The sequence below is a fragment of the Microbacterium sp. MYb66 genome, from assembly GCF_002979435.1.
Lineage (GTDB): Bacteria > Actinomycetota > Actinomycetes > Actinomycetales > Microbacteriaceae > Microbacterium.
In genome coordinates this window covers 91,421-106,457 of sequence record NZ_PCOV01000004.1, presented here as the reverse complement: position 1 = coordinate 106,457, position 15,037 = coordinate 91,421, and the positions used below count along the sequence as shown (strand labels likewise).

Sequence of the window (15,037 nt, the reverse complement as noted above, 5' to 3'; positions counted from 1 at the left end):
CTAAGCAAGATCAAACTAAATGTTGACGAAGCCGGGTCGAGGGCTCGCGCCTGCACGGCTTCGCGACGAACGCGCGGCGGGCGACCTCAGGCGGTGCAGGAGGGGCGGCAGGAACGCGCCACGTAGTCCATGAAATCGGTCATGAATCCGTTGATCCCCTGGTCGACCAGAAGAGGGTCCGCACTCCTGATCGCCGGCGCCCAGGTCGTGGTGAAGACAGGATGCGTCGCGAGGAACTGCTCCGCGACGGGAACCATCGCGGCCGCCTTCTCCGCCGTCAGCACACGGAGTCCGAACTCCGTGACCAGCTCGGGATGAGCATCGGCGAGAGCGCCGCTCCCGGTCAAGAGCAGCGACACCAGTTCCAGATCCGTCGCGGAGGCGAGCCGGGGATCGAGTCCGTCGGCCGCCGCCGCGACCTTCTCGCCCGAGACCACCGCGCCGGAGACCACCGCGCCCGTCAGGTCGGCCATCGGCCCGGCTGCTCCCTGAGCGCTCGTCGCACCCGCCAGAGACAGAGCGAGCGCCACGACGGCGGAGCCGAGAAAGGCGGTCTTCTTGCGAGCGAGCATGGCGAATCCCCCGGATCGATCAGTGATCCCACGACGGTATCACGGGGGTAAAACGTAAAACTCTACTGCTCACCTCGGGGCATGGGCTTCCAGGAACTCGTAGACGTCGGTGGTGTCGACGCCGGGGAAGGAACCCGTCGGCAGAGTCGCGAGCAGCGTGCGCGGAGTCTTCACGTTCGGCCAGGAGTTCTCGCGCCAACGCTCCTCCAGATCGGCGGGCGCCCGGCGGCAGCACACCTCGACCGAGTGCTTCGAGACGCCCCGGTGCGAGGTGTCGCGCCCCACGAACCACTTGGTGTCGTCGAAGCGCACCCCGACGCTCACCGAGTGCAGCCCCTCGCTCGACGACTCCACCCGTGCGGTGCACCAGTACGTGCCGTTGCCGGTGTCGGTGTACTGGTAGTACGGGTTGAAGCGATCGTCCTCGTCGAACACGACCCGCGACGTCCACTTGCGGCAGCACATCTGCCCTTCGATGGCGCCGAGCCGGTCGGTCGGGAAGTTCACGTCGTCGTTCTCGTACGCCTTCGTGATCGTGCCCGACTCGTGCACCTTGAGGAAGTGGACGGGGATGTCGAGGTGCCGCGTCGCGAGGTTCGTGAAGCGATGCGCCGCCGTCTCGTAAGACACCGAGTAGGCGTCGCGCAGGTCTTCGATCGAGATCGAACGCCGCTGCTTGGCGTCCTTCAACGCGGGCACGACGTGCGCCTCGGGGATGAGGAGCGCGCCGGTCAGGTAGTTGGTCTCCACCCGCTGCCGCAGGAACTCGGCGTAGCTGCGCGGCTCGGAGTGCCCGAGGATCCGGCTCGACAGCGCCTGCAGCACCGCGGTGCGGGCATCCCCCTTCGCCGGCACCCGGCTCGACAGGTAGAGCCGCCCGTTCGCGAGGTCGGCCACGCTCCGGGTCGTCTGCGGCAGGTCCGGCGCGTAGTGCAGCGTGAAGCCGAGATAGGCGGCGATCTCGGAGGCGGTGCGCTGGGTCAGCGGCCCGCCGGGATGCCCGACCGCGGCGAGGATCTCCGCGGCCTTCGTCTCCAGATCGGCGAAGTGGTTGTCCTGCCGCCGCATCAGATGCCGCAGCTCGACGTTGGCCCGCCGCGCCTCTTCGGGGGTCGCCGCCCGTTCATCCCTGAGCCGGTCGATCTCGCCGTGCAGCGCGAGCAGGGCCTTCAGAGCATCCGTCGGCAGGGTCTTCGCGATGCGGAACGGCTCGATGCCCAACGCCTGGAACGTCTGGCCCTTCATCGCGCGCTCCAGGGCGATCTCGATCGCGCTGCGTTCGTCGAGCGGCTCCCCCTCCAGCAGGGCGTCGATCGTCACGCCCAGGGCTCGGGCGATCGCCTGCAGCTGCGTCAGCTTGGGCTCGCGCTTGCCCGTCTCGATCATCGACATCTGACTCGGGGCGCGGTCGACGGCCGAGGCGAGGTCGTCGAGCGTCATCCCCCGTGCGGTCCGCAGCTGCCGGATGCGGCGACCGATCGTGAGGGCGTCGGTCTCTTCTGCAACGTCGATGGTGCTCATGGCGGTGATTCTGTCACAGAAACAGAAGTTCGGCCGATCTTCTCCTCGGAATCGGTCGTTCGACCTGACGAACTTCACTCACAGTGGAACCACGCCACACCGGCACAGCCGCCGGATCCACCGAGGAGAGACCATGACGCACACCGCCCACACCCCGACGCCCCGCCCCGCCGGTCTGCGAGCCGGCGACCAGGTTCAGACGGCCGCCGAGCTCCAGGAGATCTGGGACACCGATCCCCGCTGGGACGGCGTCGAGCGCACCTACTCGGCCGAAGACGTCATCCGCATCCGCGGGTCGGTCCGAGAGGAGTCCACGCTCGCGCACCGCGGAGCCGAGAACCTCTGGAACCTCCTGCACACCGAGGACTACGTCCGGGCGCTCGGCGCCTACACCGGCGGCCAGGCCGTGCAGCAGGTGCGCGCCGGACTCAAGGCCATCTACCTCTCGGGATGGCAGGTCGCCGCCGACGGCAACCTCGCCGGCCAGACCTACCCCGACCAGTCGCTCTACCCCGCGAACTCCGTGCCGGCGGTCGTGCGTCGCATCAACAACGCGCTGATCCGCCAGGACCAGCTCGAGCACGCGGAGGGCGAGGTCACGCAGGACTGGCTGGCGCCGATCGTCGCCGACGCCGAGGCCGGCTTCGGCGGACCGCTGAACGCGTACGAGCTCGCGCAGTCGCTCATCCAGTCGGGAGCAGCCGGCATCCATTGGGAAGACCAGCTGGCGAGCGAGAAGAAGTGCGGCCACCTCGGCGGCAAGGTGCTCGTGCCCACTCAGCAGCACATCCGCACCCTGAACGCGGCCCGCCTCGCGGCCGACGTCGCGGGAGTGCCGACCGTCATCATCGCCCGCACGGATGCTCTCGCCGCCGACCTGCTCACCAGCGATGTCGACGAGCGCGACCAGCAGTTCACCACCGGCGAGCGCACCACCGAGGGCTTCTACCGCATCCGCCCCGGCCTGGAATCGGTCATCAGTCGAGGCCTCGCCTTCGCGCCCTACGCCGACCTGATCTGGGTCGAGACGGGTGAGCCGGACATCGAACTCGCCCGCGCGTTCGCCGCAGCCGTCCACGCGCAGTTCCCCGGCAAGCTCCTGGCGTACAACTGCTCCCCGAGCTTCAACTGGAAGCGCCATCTGTCGGACGCCGAGATCGCGACGTTCCAACAGGAGCTGTCCGACCTCGGCTACAAGTTCCAGTTCATCACGCTGGCCGGCTTCCACGCCCTGAACTACTCGATGTTCGACCTCGCCCGCGGCTACGCCGATCGCGCCATGAGCGCGTACGTCGAGCTGCAGGAAGCCGAGTTCGCCGCCGAAGCCGACGGGTACACCGCCACCAAGCACCAGCGCGAGGCGGGTACCGGATACTTCGACGTCATCTCCACCGCGCTCAACCCCGAAAGCGCGACCCTCGCCCTCGCCGGCTCCACCGAAGCCGCGCAGTTCCACTGATCCCACGCCCCTCTTCGTCGAGGTGCTCGACACGACTCAAAGGACTCCAGATCATGACCACTCCCACCGCTCCCCCGACGACGGCCCCGATCCAGACGACCCAGCAGGGTCCGGCGATCGAGGTCACCGGCCCCCTGCGCGACCGCTACGAGGAGATCCTCACCCCCGCGGCGATCGCCTTCCTCACCGAGCTCCACCACCGGTTCGCCGCCCGACGTCACGACCGGCTCGCCGACCGGATGCGTCGGCGCTTCGAGATCGGCAACGGACACGATCCGCGCTTCCGGGAGGACACCGCCCACATCCGCGAGGACGCCGACTGGCGCGTGGCCGGTGCCGGTCCCGGCCTCGAGGACCGGCGGGTGGAGATCACCGGGCCCACCGACCCGAAGATGACGATCAACGCCCTCAACTCGGGTGCGCGGGTCTGGCTGGCCGACCAGGAGGATGCGACGAGCCCGACCTGGAAGAACGTGATCGAAGGGCAGCTCTCCCTGCGGGACGCGATCCGGGGCGAGCTCTCCTTCACCTCGCCCGAGGGCAAGGAGTACCGCGTCACCGCCGACCGCACCCCCACGATCGTGATGCGTCCGCGCGGCTGGCACCTGCCCGAGAAGCACATCGCCTTCATCGATCGCGCCGGCCGCCGGACCTCGGCCTCCGGCTCCCTGGTCGACTTCGGCCTGTACTTCCTGCACAACGCGCAGGCACTCATCGACGGGGGCCGCGGACCGTACTTCTACATCGCCAAGCTCGAGTCCAGCGAAGAGGCCAAGCTGTGGGATGACATCTTCTCGTTCAGCGAGGAGTACATCGGCCTCCCGCACGGCACGATCCGCGCGACGGTGCTCATCGAGACGCTGCCCGCCGCCTTCGAGATGGACGAGATCCTCTACGAGCTGCGTGACCACTGCGCGGGCCTCAACGCCGGTCGCTGGGACTACATCTTCTCGATCATCAAGAACTACCGCGGTCGCGGGGCGCGATTCGTGCTCCCGGATCGCAGCGAGGTGACGATGACGGTGCCCTTCATGAGGGCATACACCGAGCTGCTCGTGAAGACCTGCCACAAGCGGGGCGCCTTCGCCATCGGCGGCATGAGCGCATCGATCCCCAACCGTCGAGACCCCGAGGCGACGGCACGGGCGATCGAGAAGGTCGCGGCCGACAAGAACCGCGAGGCCGGCGACGGCTTCGACGGCACCTGGGTCGCCCACCCCGACCTGATCCCGACGGCACGGGCCGAGTTCGATGCCGTGCTCGGCGACCGGCCGAACCAGGTCGACCGGCAGCGGGACGACGTGCACGTGGAGGCTCGCGACCTGCTCGACCTCCACATCGGCCGTCCGATCACGGCGCAGGGTGTTCGCGACAACGTCTCCGTCGCCATCCGCTACCTCGAGGCCTGGCTGCGCGGACTCGGCGCGGTGGCGATCGACAACCTGATGGAGGATGCCGCGACGGCCGAGATCAGCCGCTCTCAGGTGTGGCAGTGGATCCACCAGGACCGCAGCACGCAGGACGGGACCCCGATCACCACGGAGTACATCGAGGGACTGATCACCCAGGTGCTGGCCCAGGCGACGCGCAGCCACGGGGACCGCTTCGACGACGCGGCGGAGATCTTCCGCGAAGTCGCCCTGCAGGAGGAGTTCCCGACCTTCCTGACACTGGGCGCCTACAGCCGGTTCCTGATCGACGAGGACTGAGCGCACGAAAGAGCCCCCGAGCTGCGGCGGATGCCGTGGCCCGGGGGCTCTTCTCGTGCCCGGTGCCCGCGCGCCCTGGCGGGCGTAGCCTGGAGGCATGACCGACGTCTGGGCGGACATCGCCTCCGAGTTCCTGCACTTCTACCCGCGAGGTCGGCGGCTGCTCGCGGTCGCCGGAGCAGATGCCGAGCGTTCGAGAGAGGCCGCGGATGCGCTGTCGACGGCGCTGGCCGCGGCAGGTCAGCAAGTCATCCGCGAGCATTCCGCGGACGGAGAAGAATCGGACGTGCGCGCGGTGGTCACGGCGTTCCGCGAAGACCCGAAGAGCGACGGCATCCTCCTGCTCTCCGGCCCGGCGACCCTGCTCGGCGAGCGCACCAGAGGCATGTGGAACTACGCGGTGTGGCAGCTGGCGGGCGACGAGCCTCCGCACACGGTCGCGGGGTCGATCGTCGATGTGACCGACCCTGCGCATCCGACACGGCGCTTCGCCGACTACTGCGCTCTGCCCGCCTCCTACGGCGCCTGACCGGGCGTCGCTCGGCTCGAACGGCTGGCCGCTGTCCTGTCGGGCGCCACCGAGCACTGATTCCGCCGCCGGCACGGTCGGCTCAATGGAACGAGGCGGCGACCGAGTTCCGGTGGTAGTCGAACACGATGCTCGTGCGCGTCGAGGCGACGCTGCTCTGGGCCGACAGATGCTCGAGCACGAACTCGCGCATCTCCGAGGAGTCCGCGACGGCGATGTGCAGGAGGAAGTCGTCATCCCCGCCGAGGAAGAACACCTGGATCACCTGCGGCAGCACGCGCACGCGGTCGGCGAACTCCACGATGCTCTCGCGGCGGCCGCTCGGGCGCAGGGTGACGCCGATGACAGCCTGGAGTCCGGCGCCCAGCATCCGCTCGTCCACGCTGGCATGGAATCCCGTGATCACGCCGCGGTCGACGAGGGCGCGCAGCCGGGCGTGGGCCGTCGAGGGAGCGACGCCGAGACGACCGGCGAGCTCGGCATTCGTCATCCGTCCGTCGGCCGTGAGCAGGCGGACGATCCTCGCGTCGATCGGGTCGAGCGCAGGGGCCCGAACGGTGTTCGGCTCGGGGGCGTCAGATCTCGTCTCCATGCGAAGCATTATTCAGCATTTCCGCGTCACGCGAATCATCTTCACAGATTCTGTTGAATCTTCGATGTTTCTGCGATCCTGGGTGCCGAACCACGTACACCATCCCAGGAGGATCAATGAAGATCGGCGTCCCGACCGAGGTCAAGAACAACGAGAACCGCGTCGCCCTCACCCCGGCCGGTGCCGACCGCCTCGTCCGCGAGGGCCATCGCGTCCTCGTGCAGTCCGGTGCCGGTCTCGGCTCGCGCATCACGGACGACGCGTACCGCGCCGCCGGTGCCGAGATCGTCGCGACCGCCGCAGATGCCTGGGGCGAGGCCGACCTGGTCATCAAGGTCAAGGAGCCGATCGCTCAGGAGTACGGCTTCCTTCGCTCCGACCTCACGCTCTTCACCTACCTGCACCTCGCCGCCGACCGCGCCCTGACCACGGCCCTCATGGATGCCGGGACCACGGCGGTCGCCTACGAGACGGTGCAGCTGCCCGACCGCACCCTGCCGCTGCTCGTGCCGATGAGCGAGATCGCCGGGCGCCTCTCGGTCACGATGGGCTCGTACTCGCTGCTCCGCTCGCAGGGCGGCCGTGGCATGCTCCTCGGCGGCATCGCCGGCACACCGCGCGCGAAGACCGTGGTGATCGGCGGCGGTGTCGCCGGAGAGCATGCGGCCGCGAACGCCCTGGGCCTCGGCTCGAAGGTCACGGTGGTCGACGTGGCGCTGCCGCGCCTGCGTGAGCTCGAGCACCGCTACGGCGGAGCGCTGGAGACGCGTGCGTCGAGCCGCTACGACATCGCCGAGGAGCTCGCGACCGCCGACCTGGTCATCGGCTCGGTGCTCATCCCCGGTGCCGCCGCGCCCAAGCTCGTCACCGATGACATGGTCGCCGCGATGAAGCCGGGCTCGGTGCTCGTCGACATCGCGATCGACCAGGGCGGATGCTTCGAGGGCTCGCGACCGACCACCCACGACGACCCGACGTTCGAGGTGCACGACTCGATCTACTACTGCGTCGCGAACATGCCCGGCGCCGTGCCGGAGACAGCGACACGTGCCCTGACCAACGCGACCCTGCCCTACGTCTCGGCGATCGCCGGCAAGGGCTGGGATCGCGCGGCATCCGACGATCCGTCTCTCGCGAAGGGTCTGAACGTCCAGGGCGGACGGATCACCCTGGATGCCGTCGCGCAGGCACACGGCCTCACGACGGACTGACCCTGGCGAACCCGAAAGAAGCTCGGATCTTGGCGGCTTCCGACACCTCACCCGCCGCACCGACCCGAGTACGCTCGTAATCGTGACCGAACGCGCTCCTCTCTCCCGCAAGCTGTCCGCCATCGCCGAGTCCGCGACTCTGAAGGTCGACGCCAAGGCCAAGGCCCTCAAGGCCGAAGGCAAGGACGTCATCTCGTACGCTGCCGGCGAGCCCGACTTCGCGACGCCGCAGTTCATCGTGGATGCCGCGGCCGAGGCTCTCGCAGATCCGTCGAGCTACCGCTACACGCCCGCACCCGGCCTTCCGGCCCTGCGCGAGGCGATCGCCGCGAAGACCCTGCGCGACTCCGGTCTCGAGGTCTCCCCCAGCCAGGTCATCGTCACCAACGGCGGCAAGCAGTCCGTCTATCAGGCGTTCCAGGCCGTGGTGAACCCCGGCGACGAGGTGCTGCTGCCGGCACCGTACTGGACCACCTACCCCGAGGCCATCCGTCTCGCCGACGGCACTCCGGTCGAGGTCTTCGCCGGCGCGGACCAGGAGTACAAGGTCACGGTCGAGCAGCTCGAGGCCGCTCGCACCGCGCGCACTACTGTGCTCGTCTTCGTCTCGCCGTCGAACCCGACCGGCTCGGTGTACACCGCCGAAGAGACCCAGGCCATCGGCGAATGGGCTCTCGAGCACGGCATCTGGATCATCAGCGACGAGATCTACCAGAACCTCACGTATGAGGGCGTCAAGGCGACCTCGATCGTCGAGGCGGTCCCCGCGGTCGCCGGGCAGACCATCCTGGTGAACGGCGTGGCGAAGACCTACGCCATGACCGGCTGGCGCGTGGGCTGGATGGTCGGCCCCGCCGATGCCATCAAGATCGCCGGCAACCTGCAGTCCCACCTGACGAGCAACGTGAACAACGTCGCACAGAAGGCCGCGATCGCCGCCCTCAACGGACCGCAGACCGAGGCGGAGCAGTTCCGCGAGGCCTTCGACCGCCGGCGCAAGCTCATCGTCTCGGAGCTGTCGAAGATCGACGGCCTCGTGGTGCCGAACCCGCTCGGCGCGTTCTACGTCTACCCCGACGTGCAGGGCCTCCTCGGTCGCACCTGGGGCGGCGTGACGCCGACCACCTCGCTCGAACTCGCCGATCTCATCCTGGAGCAGGCCGAGGTCGCGGTCGTTCCCGGTGAGGCCTTCGGTCCGTCCGGCTACATCCGCATGTCGTACGCGCTCGGCGACGACCAGCTGCTCGAGGGCATCCAGCGCCTGCAGCGGCTGTTCGCCTGAGCTGCGGAACCGACGAAGGCCCCTCCCGTCTGCAGACGGGAGGGGCCTTCGTCACGATGTCTCCCTGCCCTGAGGCGAGGGTCAGCGATACTGGAGGCATGACGAACGGCGAGCACGAGGATGAGCGGATGCCCGTGACTCTGCGGGCGGCCTTCGCCATCCTGATCACGGTGACCGTGCTGGTCTTCTTCCTCTCCCTCGCGGTCGCTCCCTTCCTCTGGTACTGGGGAGGAGAGTCGCGTCAGTGGCTCAGTGTGCTCCCCTTCGTACCGGTGGTCGTCTACGCGACCATCACCGTGCTGGTGATCAGACGAAAGTCGTGGGCCCGATACGCGACTCTGCTGTTCCCGCTCCCGCTCGCGCTCTACGTTCCGGCGGTAGCGGCCCCGATCTGGGAGTTCTGGGCCGGCCTCGCGGCCCTCTCCCTCACCACCGCGGCGGTCGTGTTGATCTTCCTGCCGTCGTCTCGTCCCTACTTCGGCATCGGGACACCTCAGTCCTCGGGGTGGAACCCGATCAGCCAGCGGATGCCGTAGCGGTCGACCAACGTGCCGTCGTAATCGCCCCATGGGCGCTTCTGCAACGCATCGATAACTCGACCGTCCGCTGCGAGCATGTCGTACCAGCCGGTCAGCGTCAACGCGTCGGCCGTGCCGAGCAGCGAGAGGAACATGCCGCCCATCTGCACGGCATCGTCGTCGGCTCCGGCATCCGCTCCCGCGATCTCCACCAGCCCGCCCAGCTGCCCGTGTGCGATCGCATCGCCCGGCCCGTCGTGCCGACCTGCGGTCGCGTAGTCGAGAAGCTGCAGGTCACCGCCGAACACCGACTGATAGTGACGCAGGGCCTCCGCGGCATTGCCGGGGAAAAGCAGGTACGGGGTCAGTCCGCTCATCCCGCGAGTGTAGTCGCGACAGCCGACGCCGCTACAGCTCGACGCCGACGAGCACGGGCTCGGGCTGCAGCACGAGACCGAACTCGGCGTGCACCCTGCTCTGGATGAATCGTGCAAGCTCGGCGACCTCGCCAGCGGACGCGCCGCCGCGGTTGGTCAGCGCCAGCGCGTGCTTCGTCGACACCGAGGCGCGCGAGCGCGGGAGCTTGAAGCCCTTGCGGATGCCGGCCTGCTCGATCAGCCAGGCCGCGCTCACCTTGACGTCGGAGACCACGGCGGGCTTCGACTGCGGGACCAATCCGTCGTAGGACGCGAGCGGGATCACCGTCACCGCGTCGAGGTCCGGCGCGACCGGCCAGCGCGGGCACTCCGGCGGCAGTGCCCTGGCCACCGCCGCCGTCACGATCGCGTTCTGGAAGAACGAACCGACGCCGTGCGTGTCGGGGTCGTCGGCATCGAGCAGCATTCCCTTCGAGGCGCGGGTCGCGAGGATGCGCTCGCGCACCCAGCCCAGCGGAACGGGCGTGTCGTCGGTCAGGCCCAGCGCGCGACGCAGCTGCTCGCCGCGCACCACGCGCTCACCCGCGACCAGCAGGTCGAGGGTCACGGAGAGGATCACGGCACGGCGCAACGGAACGCTGCCGTGGTGATGCTTCAGGACCGAGGTGCGGAAGCCCAGCCCGAGCTCGGCGGCGGGAACTGTGGAGATCTCCCCGGTCGACTCGTCGATCAGCTCGACCTCGACCAGCGTCTCCTGGATCTCCTGCCCGTAGGCACCGATGTTCTGTACCGGGGCAGCGCCGACGGTGCCGGGGATCCCGCTCATGGCCTCCAGGCCCGCATAGCCGTGAGCGACGGCATGGGCTACCAGGTCGTCCCAGCCGTGCCCGGCCTGTGCCCGCAGGCGGATACGGCCCGGATGCGGGGACGGCAGCTCTTCGATGCCCTCGGTGCGCACGCAGATCACCGTGCCCTCGAACGGCTCGTCGCCGACGAAGAGGTTGGAGCCGCCGCCGAGCACGAACCACTCGTCGCCGCGTCGCCACGTCTCGCGCAGCGCCTCGACCAGGCCTTCGGTCGTCGACGCCTCCAGCATCCGCTCCGGGGCTGCACCGGTGCGAAGCGTCGTCAGCTCCGCGAGCCGGATCGACTCGATCTCCCGCATCAGACCGTCCTCATCAGACGGCGACGCGCAGCTGCGCCTTGACGAGCACCGTCGTCTCGCCGAACGTGACCTTGAGATCGATGCGCGCGACCTCATCGTCGACCGCGCCGACCGTGGCCACGACGTGGATGTCGGCCCCGTCCTCCGCATCGACGACGACCGGCTTGGTGAAGCGCACGCCGTAGTCGAGGATCCGGGTCTGCGGGTCGAGTGCCGCGACGACGACCGATGAGGCGATGCCCATCGTGAGCATGCCGTGCGCGAGAACTCCGGGGAGGCCGACGGACTCGGCCACGTCATCGCGGTAGTGGATGGGGTTGAAGTCTCCGGATGCTCCGGCGTAGCGCACGAGAGACTCGCGGGTGAGGTGCACGGTGCGCTCGGCGAGAACGTCTCCGACGGTGTAGCCCATCAGGCGGCCTCCCCTTCGTCCGTGGTCTCCGCTCCGACCAGCAGCACGCTGGTGGCCGTGACGACATGGGCCCCCGCGGGGTCGGTGATCTCGGCCTCGCTGGTGATCATGGCGTTGCCGCCCATCATCCGGATGCCGGTGACACGCAGCTGTGCGGTGAGCTCGTCGCCCGCGATGATGGGTCGCGTGTACGTGAAGCGCTGCTCGGCGTGGATCGTGCGGGCGAGCACGATCCCGGAGTCCTCCTGCCCCAGCAGCTGCTGGAGGGTGAGGTCCTGGATGACCATCGCGAAGGTCGGCGGAGCGACCACGTCGGAGAAGCCGGCCGCGCGGGCCGCCTTGACGTCGGTGTGCTGCGGGGCGTCGGCGAAGACGGCGCGAGCGAACTCACGCACCTTCTCACGGCCGACGAGGTACGGGGCCGTCGGCGGGAACTCCCGGCCGATCAGATCTTGGTTCACTGCCACCCCTCGATCCTACCGAGGCACAGCCGGGTCAACCGCGCTTGCGCCCTCGGATCGCCTTGATCGCCATCTGCACGGCGATGACCACGAGATATGCCGCGAACAACATGTTTCCCACAGTGGGATCGACGATCGTGGCCAGCCAGGCTCCGAGGGCGGTGGTCGTGCAGGCCGAGACGCCGATGAGCAGCGCGGCGAGGAGGTCGACGTTGCGGTTGCGGAAGTTGCCGACCGTGCCGGAGATCGCCGTCGGGATCATCATGAGCAGTGAAGTGCCCTTCGCGACCAGGTCGCTCGTGCCGAAGGCCAGCATGAGCACGGGGACGACGATCACGCCACCGCCGACACCGATGAGCCCGGCGAGGATGCCGGTGCCGACGCCCACCCCCAGCAGGGCGATGCCGGTCAGCCAGGAGAGTTCGAATGCGGCATCGCGTGAGGGGATGACCAGGAAGAGACTGACGATCACGACGACCAGGAAGCCGACGAAACCCCAGCGCAGCGCGGTCTGCGAAATACGCGGCAGCAGGCGCGTGCCGATCTGTGCACCGACCACCGCTCCGGCGGCGAGGATGATCGCGGGCACCCAGGCCACCGACCCGGTCGTGGCGTAGGAGATCACGCCGACGCTGGCCGTCGGCACGATCGCCGCCAGGGAGGTCCCGGCGGCGAGGCGCTGATCGAAGTGCAGCAGGAGGACCAGCAGCGGGACGATGACCGTGCCGCCGCCGACGCCGAAGAGTCCGGAGAGGAGACCGGCGAGGAGGCCGATTCCGATGAACGCCGTGTAGGCACGAGGCCCTCTTGCCGGGGCCTGTACGTCACTCACCGCATCAGCCTACTCGCGGCTTCCTCCCGTCTCGAACTCAGACCTCCGAATCCGCCTTGATCGGCACGAACGGCATGGTCTGAACCCTTCGAACTCTGGGACGCAGTGCCGTTGTATGCGACACTGGATCGCATTCGACGATGCCGTCGGACTGGCCGGATCGAAGGAGATCTCATGGTTCGCAGTACCTATCCCGATGTGGTGATCCCCGAGGTCTCCATCTACGACTTCCTGTTCGGCGACCTCGACGAGGCGGAACTCGACGCCGTCGCCCTCGTCGACGGGGCGAGCGGAGCGACCACCACCTACCGCCAGCTGGTCGGGCAGATCGACCTGTTCGCCGGCGCTCTGGCGGCTCGAGGCGTCGGGGTCGGCACCACGGTCGCCGTGCTCTGCCCGAACGTCCCCGCATTCGCCACCGTGTTCCATGGCATCCTGCGTGCAGGTGCGACGGCGACGACCATCAATTCGCTCTACACCGCCGACGAGATCGCGAATCAGCTGACCGACGCCGGCGCGACCTGGCTCGTCACCGTCTCCCCGCTTCTGCCGGGCGCTCAGGCCGCCGCGGATCGGCTCGGGTTCACCGCGGACCACGTCATCGTGCTGGACGGGGCAGAGGGGCACCCGTCGCTTCCCGCACTCCTGGGCGAGGGTCATCCGGCACCGGACGTGTCGTTTGACCCGTCGACCCACCTCGCCGTCCTCCCTTACTCCTCCGGAACCACCGGGCGCCCGAAGGGTGTGATGCTCACCCATCGGAACCTCGTGGCGAACGTCTCGCAGTGTCGGCCGGTCCTCGGTGTCGGGTCGAGCGACCGCGTCCTTGCCGTACTCCCCTTCTTCCACATCTATGGGATGACCGTCCTGCTGAACTTCGCCCTGCGCCAGCGGGCCGGGCTCGTCACGATGCCGAAGTTCGATCTCCCCGAGTTCCTGCGCACCATCGCCGAGCACCGCACGACCTGGGTGTTCGTGGCTCCGCCCATCGCCGTCGCGCTCGCGAAGCATCCGATCGTCGACCAATACGATCTCTCCGCGGTGAAGGTGATCTTCTCCGGGGCCGCTCCGCTCGACGGGGCGCTGGCCTCAGCGGTGGCGAACCGACTCGGCTGCATCGTCACCCAGGGGTACGGCATGACGGAGACCAGCCCCGCGGTGAACCTCACCTCCGAGACGCGCGACGACATCGACCGCTCGGGCATCGGCCCCCTCGTGCCGAACACCGAGGCGCGGCTGGTCGACCCGGACTCCGGCGAGGACGTCGCCGTGCCTGTGGAGGGCATCAGCGAACCGGGCGAGCTGTGGGTGCGCGGCCCGCAGGTCATGGTCGGGTACCTCAACCGCCCCGAGGCCACCGCCGAGATGCTCGACGCCGACGGCTGGCTGCACACCGGCGATGTCGCGACGGTCACCCACGACGGCATCTACCGGATCGTGGACCGACTCAAAGAGCTCATCAAGTACAAGGGCTATCAGGTCGCGCCGGCCGTGCTGGAAGCAGTGCTCCTCGAGCATCCCGCCATCGCGGACGCCGCCGTGATCGGCGCGTTCGACGAAGACGGCCAGGAAGTGCCGAAGGCCTTCGTGGTGCGGCAGAGCGGAGCCGAGCTCGACGCTGACGCGGTGATGACTCACGTGGCCGCTCATGTCGCGCCGCATGAGAAGGTGCGGCAGGTGGAGTTCATCGAGATGATCCCCAAGTCCAGCTCCGGGAAGATCCTCCGCAAGGATCTGCGGGCACGCTGACCGCATCCGTCGCCCGATACGCGAAGAAGCCCGCCATCCCGAAAGGGGCGGCGGGCTTCTTCGTGAGCGAGGTCCTTACTCGGACTTCTTCTCGACAGCGTCCTCGGCGGCAGCCTCGGCTGCTTCGCCCTCGGCCTGCGACTCGGCGCCGGCGTCGGCGGCGTCCTCGGCGGGAGCCTCCTCGACGGGAGCCTCCTCGACGACCTCGGCCGGCTTCTCAGCCTTGGCGGCCTTGTCAGCCTTCGGAGCAGCCTTGGCGGCGGCCTTCTTCTTCGGGGTGACGGGCTCGAGAACGAGCTCGATCACGGCCATCGGAGCGTTGTCGCCCTTACGGTTGCCGACCTTCGTGATGCGGGTGTAGCCACCCTCACGGTCAGCGACGAGCGGCGCGATCTCGGAGAACAGGACGTGCACGACTTCCTTGTCACCGATGACCGACAGCACGCGACGACGCGCGTGCAGGTCGCCACGCTTCGCGAACGTGATCAGACGCTCGGCGAGCGGACGAAGGCGCTTGGCCTTGGTCTCGGTCGTCTTGATCGACTTGTGGGTGTAGAGCGCCGCCGCGAGGTTGGCAAGCATGAGGCGCTCGTGTGCGGGGCCGCCTCCGAGGCGGGGACCCTTAGTGGGCTTGGGCATAATCGTCTA

Annotated in this window: 16 protein-coding genes; 7 read left to right on the top strand and 9 right to left on the bottom strand. The window is 68.6% G+C overall.

Annotation, left to right across the window (positions count from 1 at the left end; translation table 11 throughout):
* Positions 1 to 86: 86 nt before the first annotated feature.
* Entirely contained in the window at positions 87 to 572 is a 486-nt protein-coding gene (locus CQ045_RS10510; protein WP_105723429.1) for a hypothetical protein, read from the bottom strand.
* Between the two features lie 69 nt (positions 573 to 641).
* A complete protein-coding gene (locus CQ045_RS10505; protein ID WP_105723427.1) occupies positions 642 to 2,093 on the bottom strand; it encodes a helix-turn-helix domain-containing protein in 1,452 nt (483 codons plus the stop codon).
* Between the two features lie 133 nt (positions 2,094 to 2,226).
* Here CQ045_RS10505 and aceA point away from each other — a divergent pair, with 133 nt between their 5' ends.
* The 3 genes from aceA (at position 2,227) to CQ045_RS10490 (ending at position 5,790) form a co-directional block, all read left to right on the top strand.
* Complete coding sequence (gene aceA / locus CQ045_RS10500; protein ID WP_105723425.1) at positions 2,227 to 3,552, top strand: isocitrate lyase; 1,326 nt, start codon at positions 2,227 to 2,229, stop codon at positions 3,550 to 3,552.
* Positions 3,553 to 3,605: 53 nt separating this feature from the next.
* Positions 3,606 to 5,261, top strand: a complete 1,656-nt coding sequence (gene aceB / locus CQ045_RS10495; protein ID WP_105723423.1) for a malate synthase A — start codon at positions 3,606 to 3,608, stop codon at positions 5,259 to 5,261.
* 97 nt (positions 5,262 to 5,358) lie between these two features.
* Positions 5,359 to 5,790, top strand: coding sequence for a hypothetical protein (locus CQ045_RS10490; RefSeq protein WP_105723421.1), 432 nt, complete (start codon positions 5,359 to 5,361; stop codon positions 5,788 to 5,790).
* 82 nt (positions 5,791 to 5,872) lie between these two features.
* On the opposite strand, the gene CQ045_RS10485 is transcribed toward CQ045_RS10490, so the two are convergent.
* Entirely contained in the window at positions 5,873 to 6,391 is a 519-nt protein-coding gene (locus CQ045_RS10485; RefSeq protein ID WP_105723419.1) for an Lrp/AsnC family transcriptional regulator, read from the bottom strand.
* Between the two features lie 107 nt (positions 6,392 to 6,498).
* Here CQ045_RS10485 and ald point away from each other — a divergent pair, with 107 nt between their 5' ends.
* From ald to CQ045_RS10470, 3 genes are all read left to right on the top strand, one after another.
* A complete protein-coding gene (gene ald / locus CQ045_RS10480; protein ID WP_105723417.1) occupies positions 6,499 to 7,593 on the top strand; it encodes an alanine dehydrogenase in 1,095 nt (364 codons plus the stop codon).
* Positions 7,594 to 7,675: 82 nt separating this feature from the next.
* Positions 7,676 to 8,875 (top strand): pyridoxal phosphate-dependent aminotransferase, encoded by a 1,200-nt coding sequence (locus CQ045_RS10475; RefSeq protein ID WP_105723415.1) that lies wholly within the window; start codon positions 7,676 to 7,678, stop codon positions 8,873 to 8,875.
* Between the two features lie 98 nt (positions 8,876 to 8,973).
* A complete protein-coding gene (locus tag CQ045_RS10470) occupies positions 8,974 to 9,411 on the top strand; it encodes a hypothetical protein (RefSeq protein WP_105723413.1) in 438 nt (145 codons plus the stop codon).
* Here the strand turns inward: CQ045_RS10470 and CQ045_RS10465 are convergent.
* Genes CQ045_RS10465 through CQ045_RS10445 form a run of 5 tightly spaced genes read right to left on the bottom strand, consistent with a single transcriptional unit; the run spans position 9,369 to position 12,640 of the window.
* On the bottom strand, positions 9,369 to 9,770 hold the full coding sequence (locus CQ045_RS10465) for a VOC family protein (protein ID WP_105723411.1): 402 nt from the start codon (positions 9,768 to 9,770) through the stop codon (positions 9,369 to 9,371). The genes CQ045_RS10470 and CQ045_RS10465 overlap by 43 nt on opposite strands.
* 31 nt (positions 9,771 to 9,801) lie before the next feature.
* On the bottom strand, positions 9,802 to 10,935 hold the full coding sequence (locus CQ045_RS10460) for a UDP-N-acetylmuramate dehydrogenase (protein ID WP_105723408.1): 1,134 nt from the start codon (positions 10,933 to 10,935) through the stop codon (positions 9,802 to 9,804).
* 13 nt (positions 10,936 to 10,948) lie between these two features.
* Positions 10,949 to 11,347 carry a MaoC/PaaZ C-terminal domain-containing protein gene (locus CQ045_RS10455; RefSeq protein WP_105723406.1) on the bottom strand — a complete coding sequence of 133 codons (399 nt, stop codon included), beginning with the start codon at positions 11,345 to 11,347 and terminating at the stop codon, positions 10,949 to 10,951.
* Entirely contained in the window at positions 11,347 to 11,814 is a 468-nt protein-coding gene (locus tag CQ045_RS10450; RefSeq protein WP_105723404.1) for a MaoC family dehydratase N-terminal domain-containing protein, read from the bottom strand. Before CQ045_RS10450 ends, CQ045_RS10455 begins: the two co-directional genes overlap by 1 nt.
* A 28-nt stretch (positions 11,815 to 11,842) precedes the next feature.
* Positions 11,843 to 12,640 (bottom strand): sulfite exporter TauE/SafE family protein, encoded by a 798-nt coding sequence (locus tag CQ045_RS10445; protein ID WP_105723402.1) that lies wholly within the window; start codon positions 12,638 to 12,640, stop codon positions 11,843 to 11,845.
* Between the two features lie 174 nt (positions 12,641 to 12,814).
* Between CQ045_RS10445 and CQ045_RS10440 the strand changes: the two genes are divergently transcribed.
* The gene (locus CQ045_RS10440; RefSeq protein ID WP_105723400.1) at positions 12,815 to 14,389 is read left to right on the top strand and encodes an AMP-binding protein; all 1,575 of its coding nucleotides are present in this window, start codon (positions 12,815 to 12,817) and stop codon (positions 14,387 to 14,389) included.
* Between the two features lie 75 nt (positions 14,390 to 14,464).
* Here CQ045_RS10440 and rplQ read toward each other — a convergent pair whose 3' ends face one another.
* Positions 14,465 to 15,028: a 50S ribosomal protein L17 gene (rplQ, locus tag CQ045_RS10435; RefSeq protein WP_105723398.1), complete on the bottom strand. Its 564-nt coding sequence runs from the start codon at positions 15,026 to 15,028 to the stop codon at positions 14,465 to 14,467.
* Between the last annotated feature and the right edge of the window lie 9 nt (positions 15,029 to 15,037).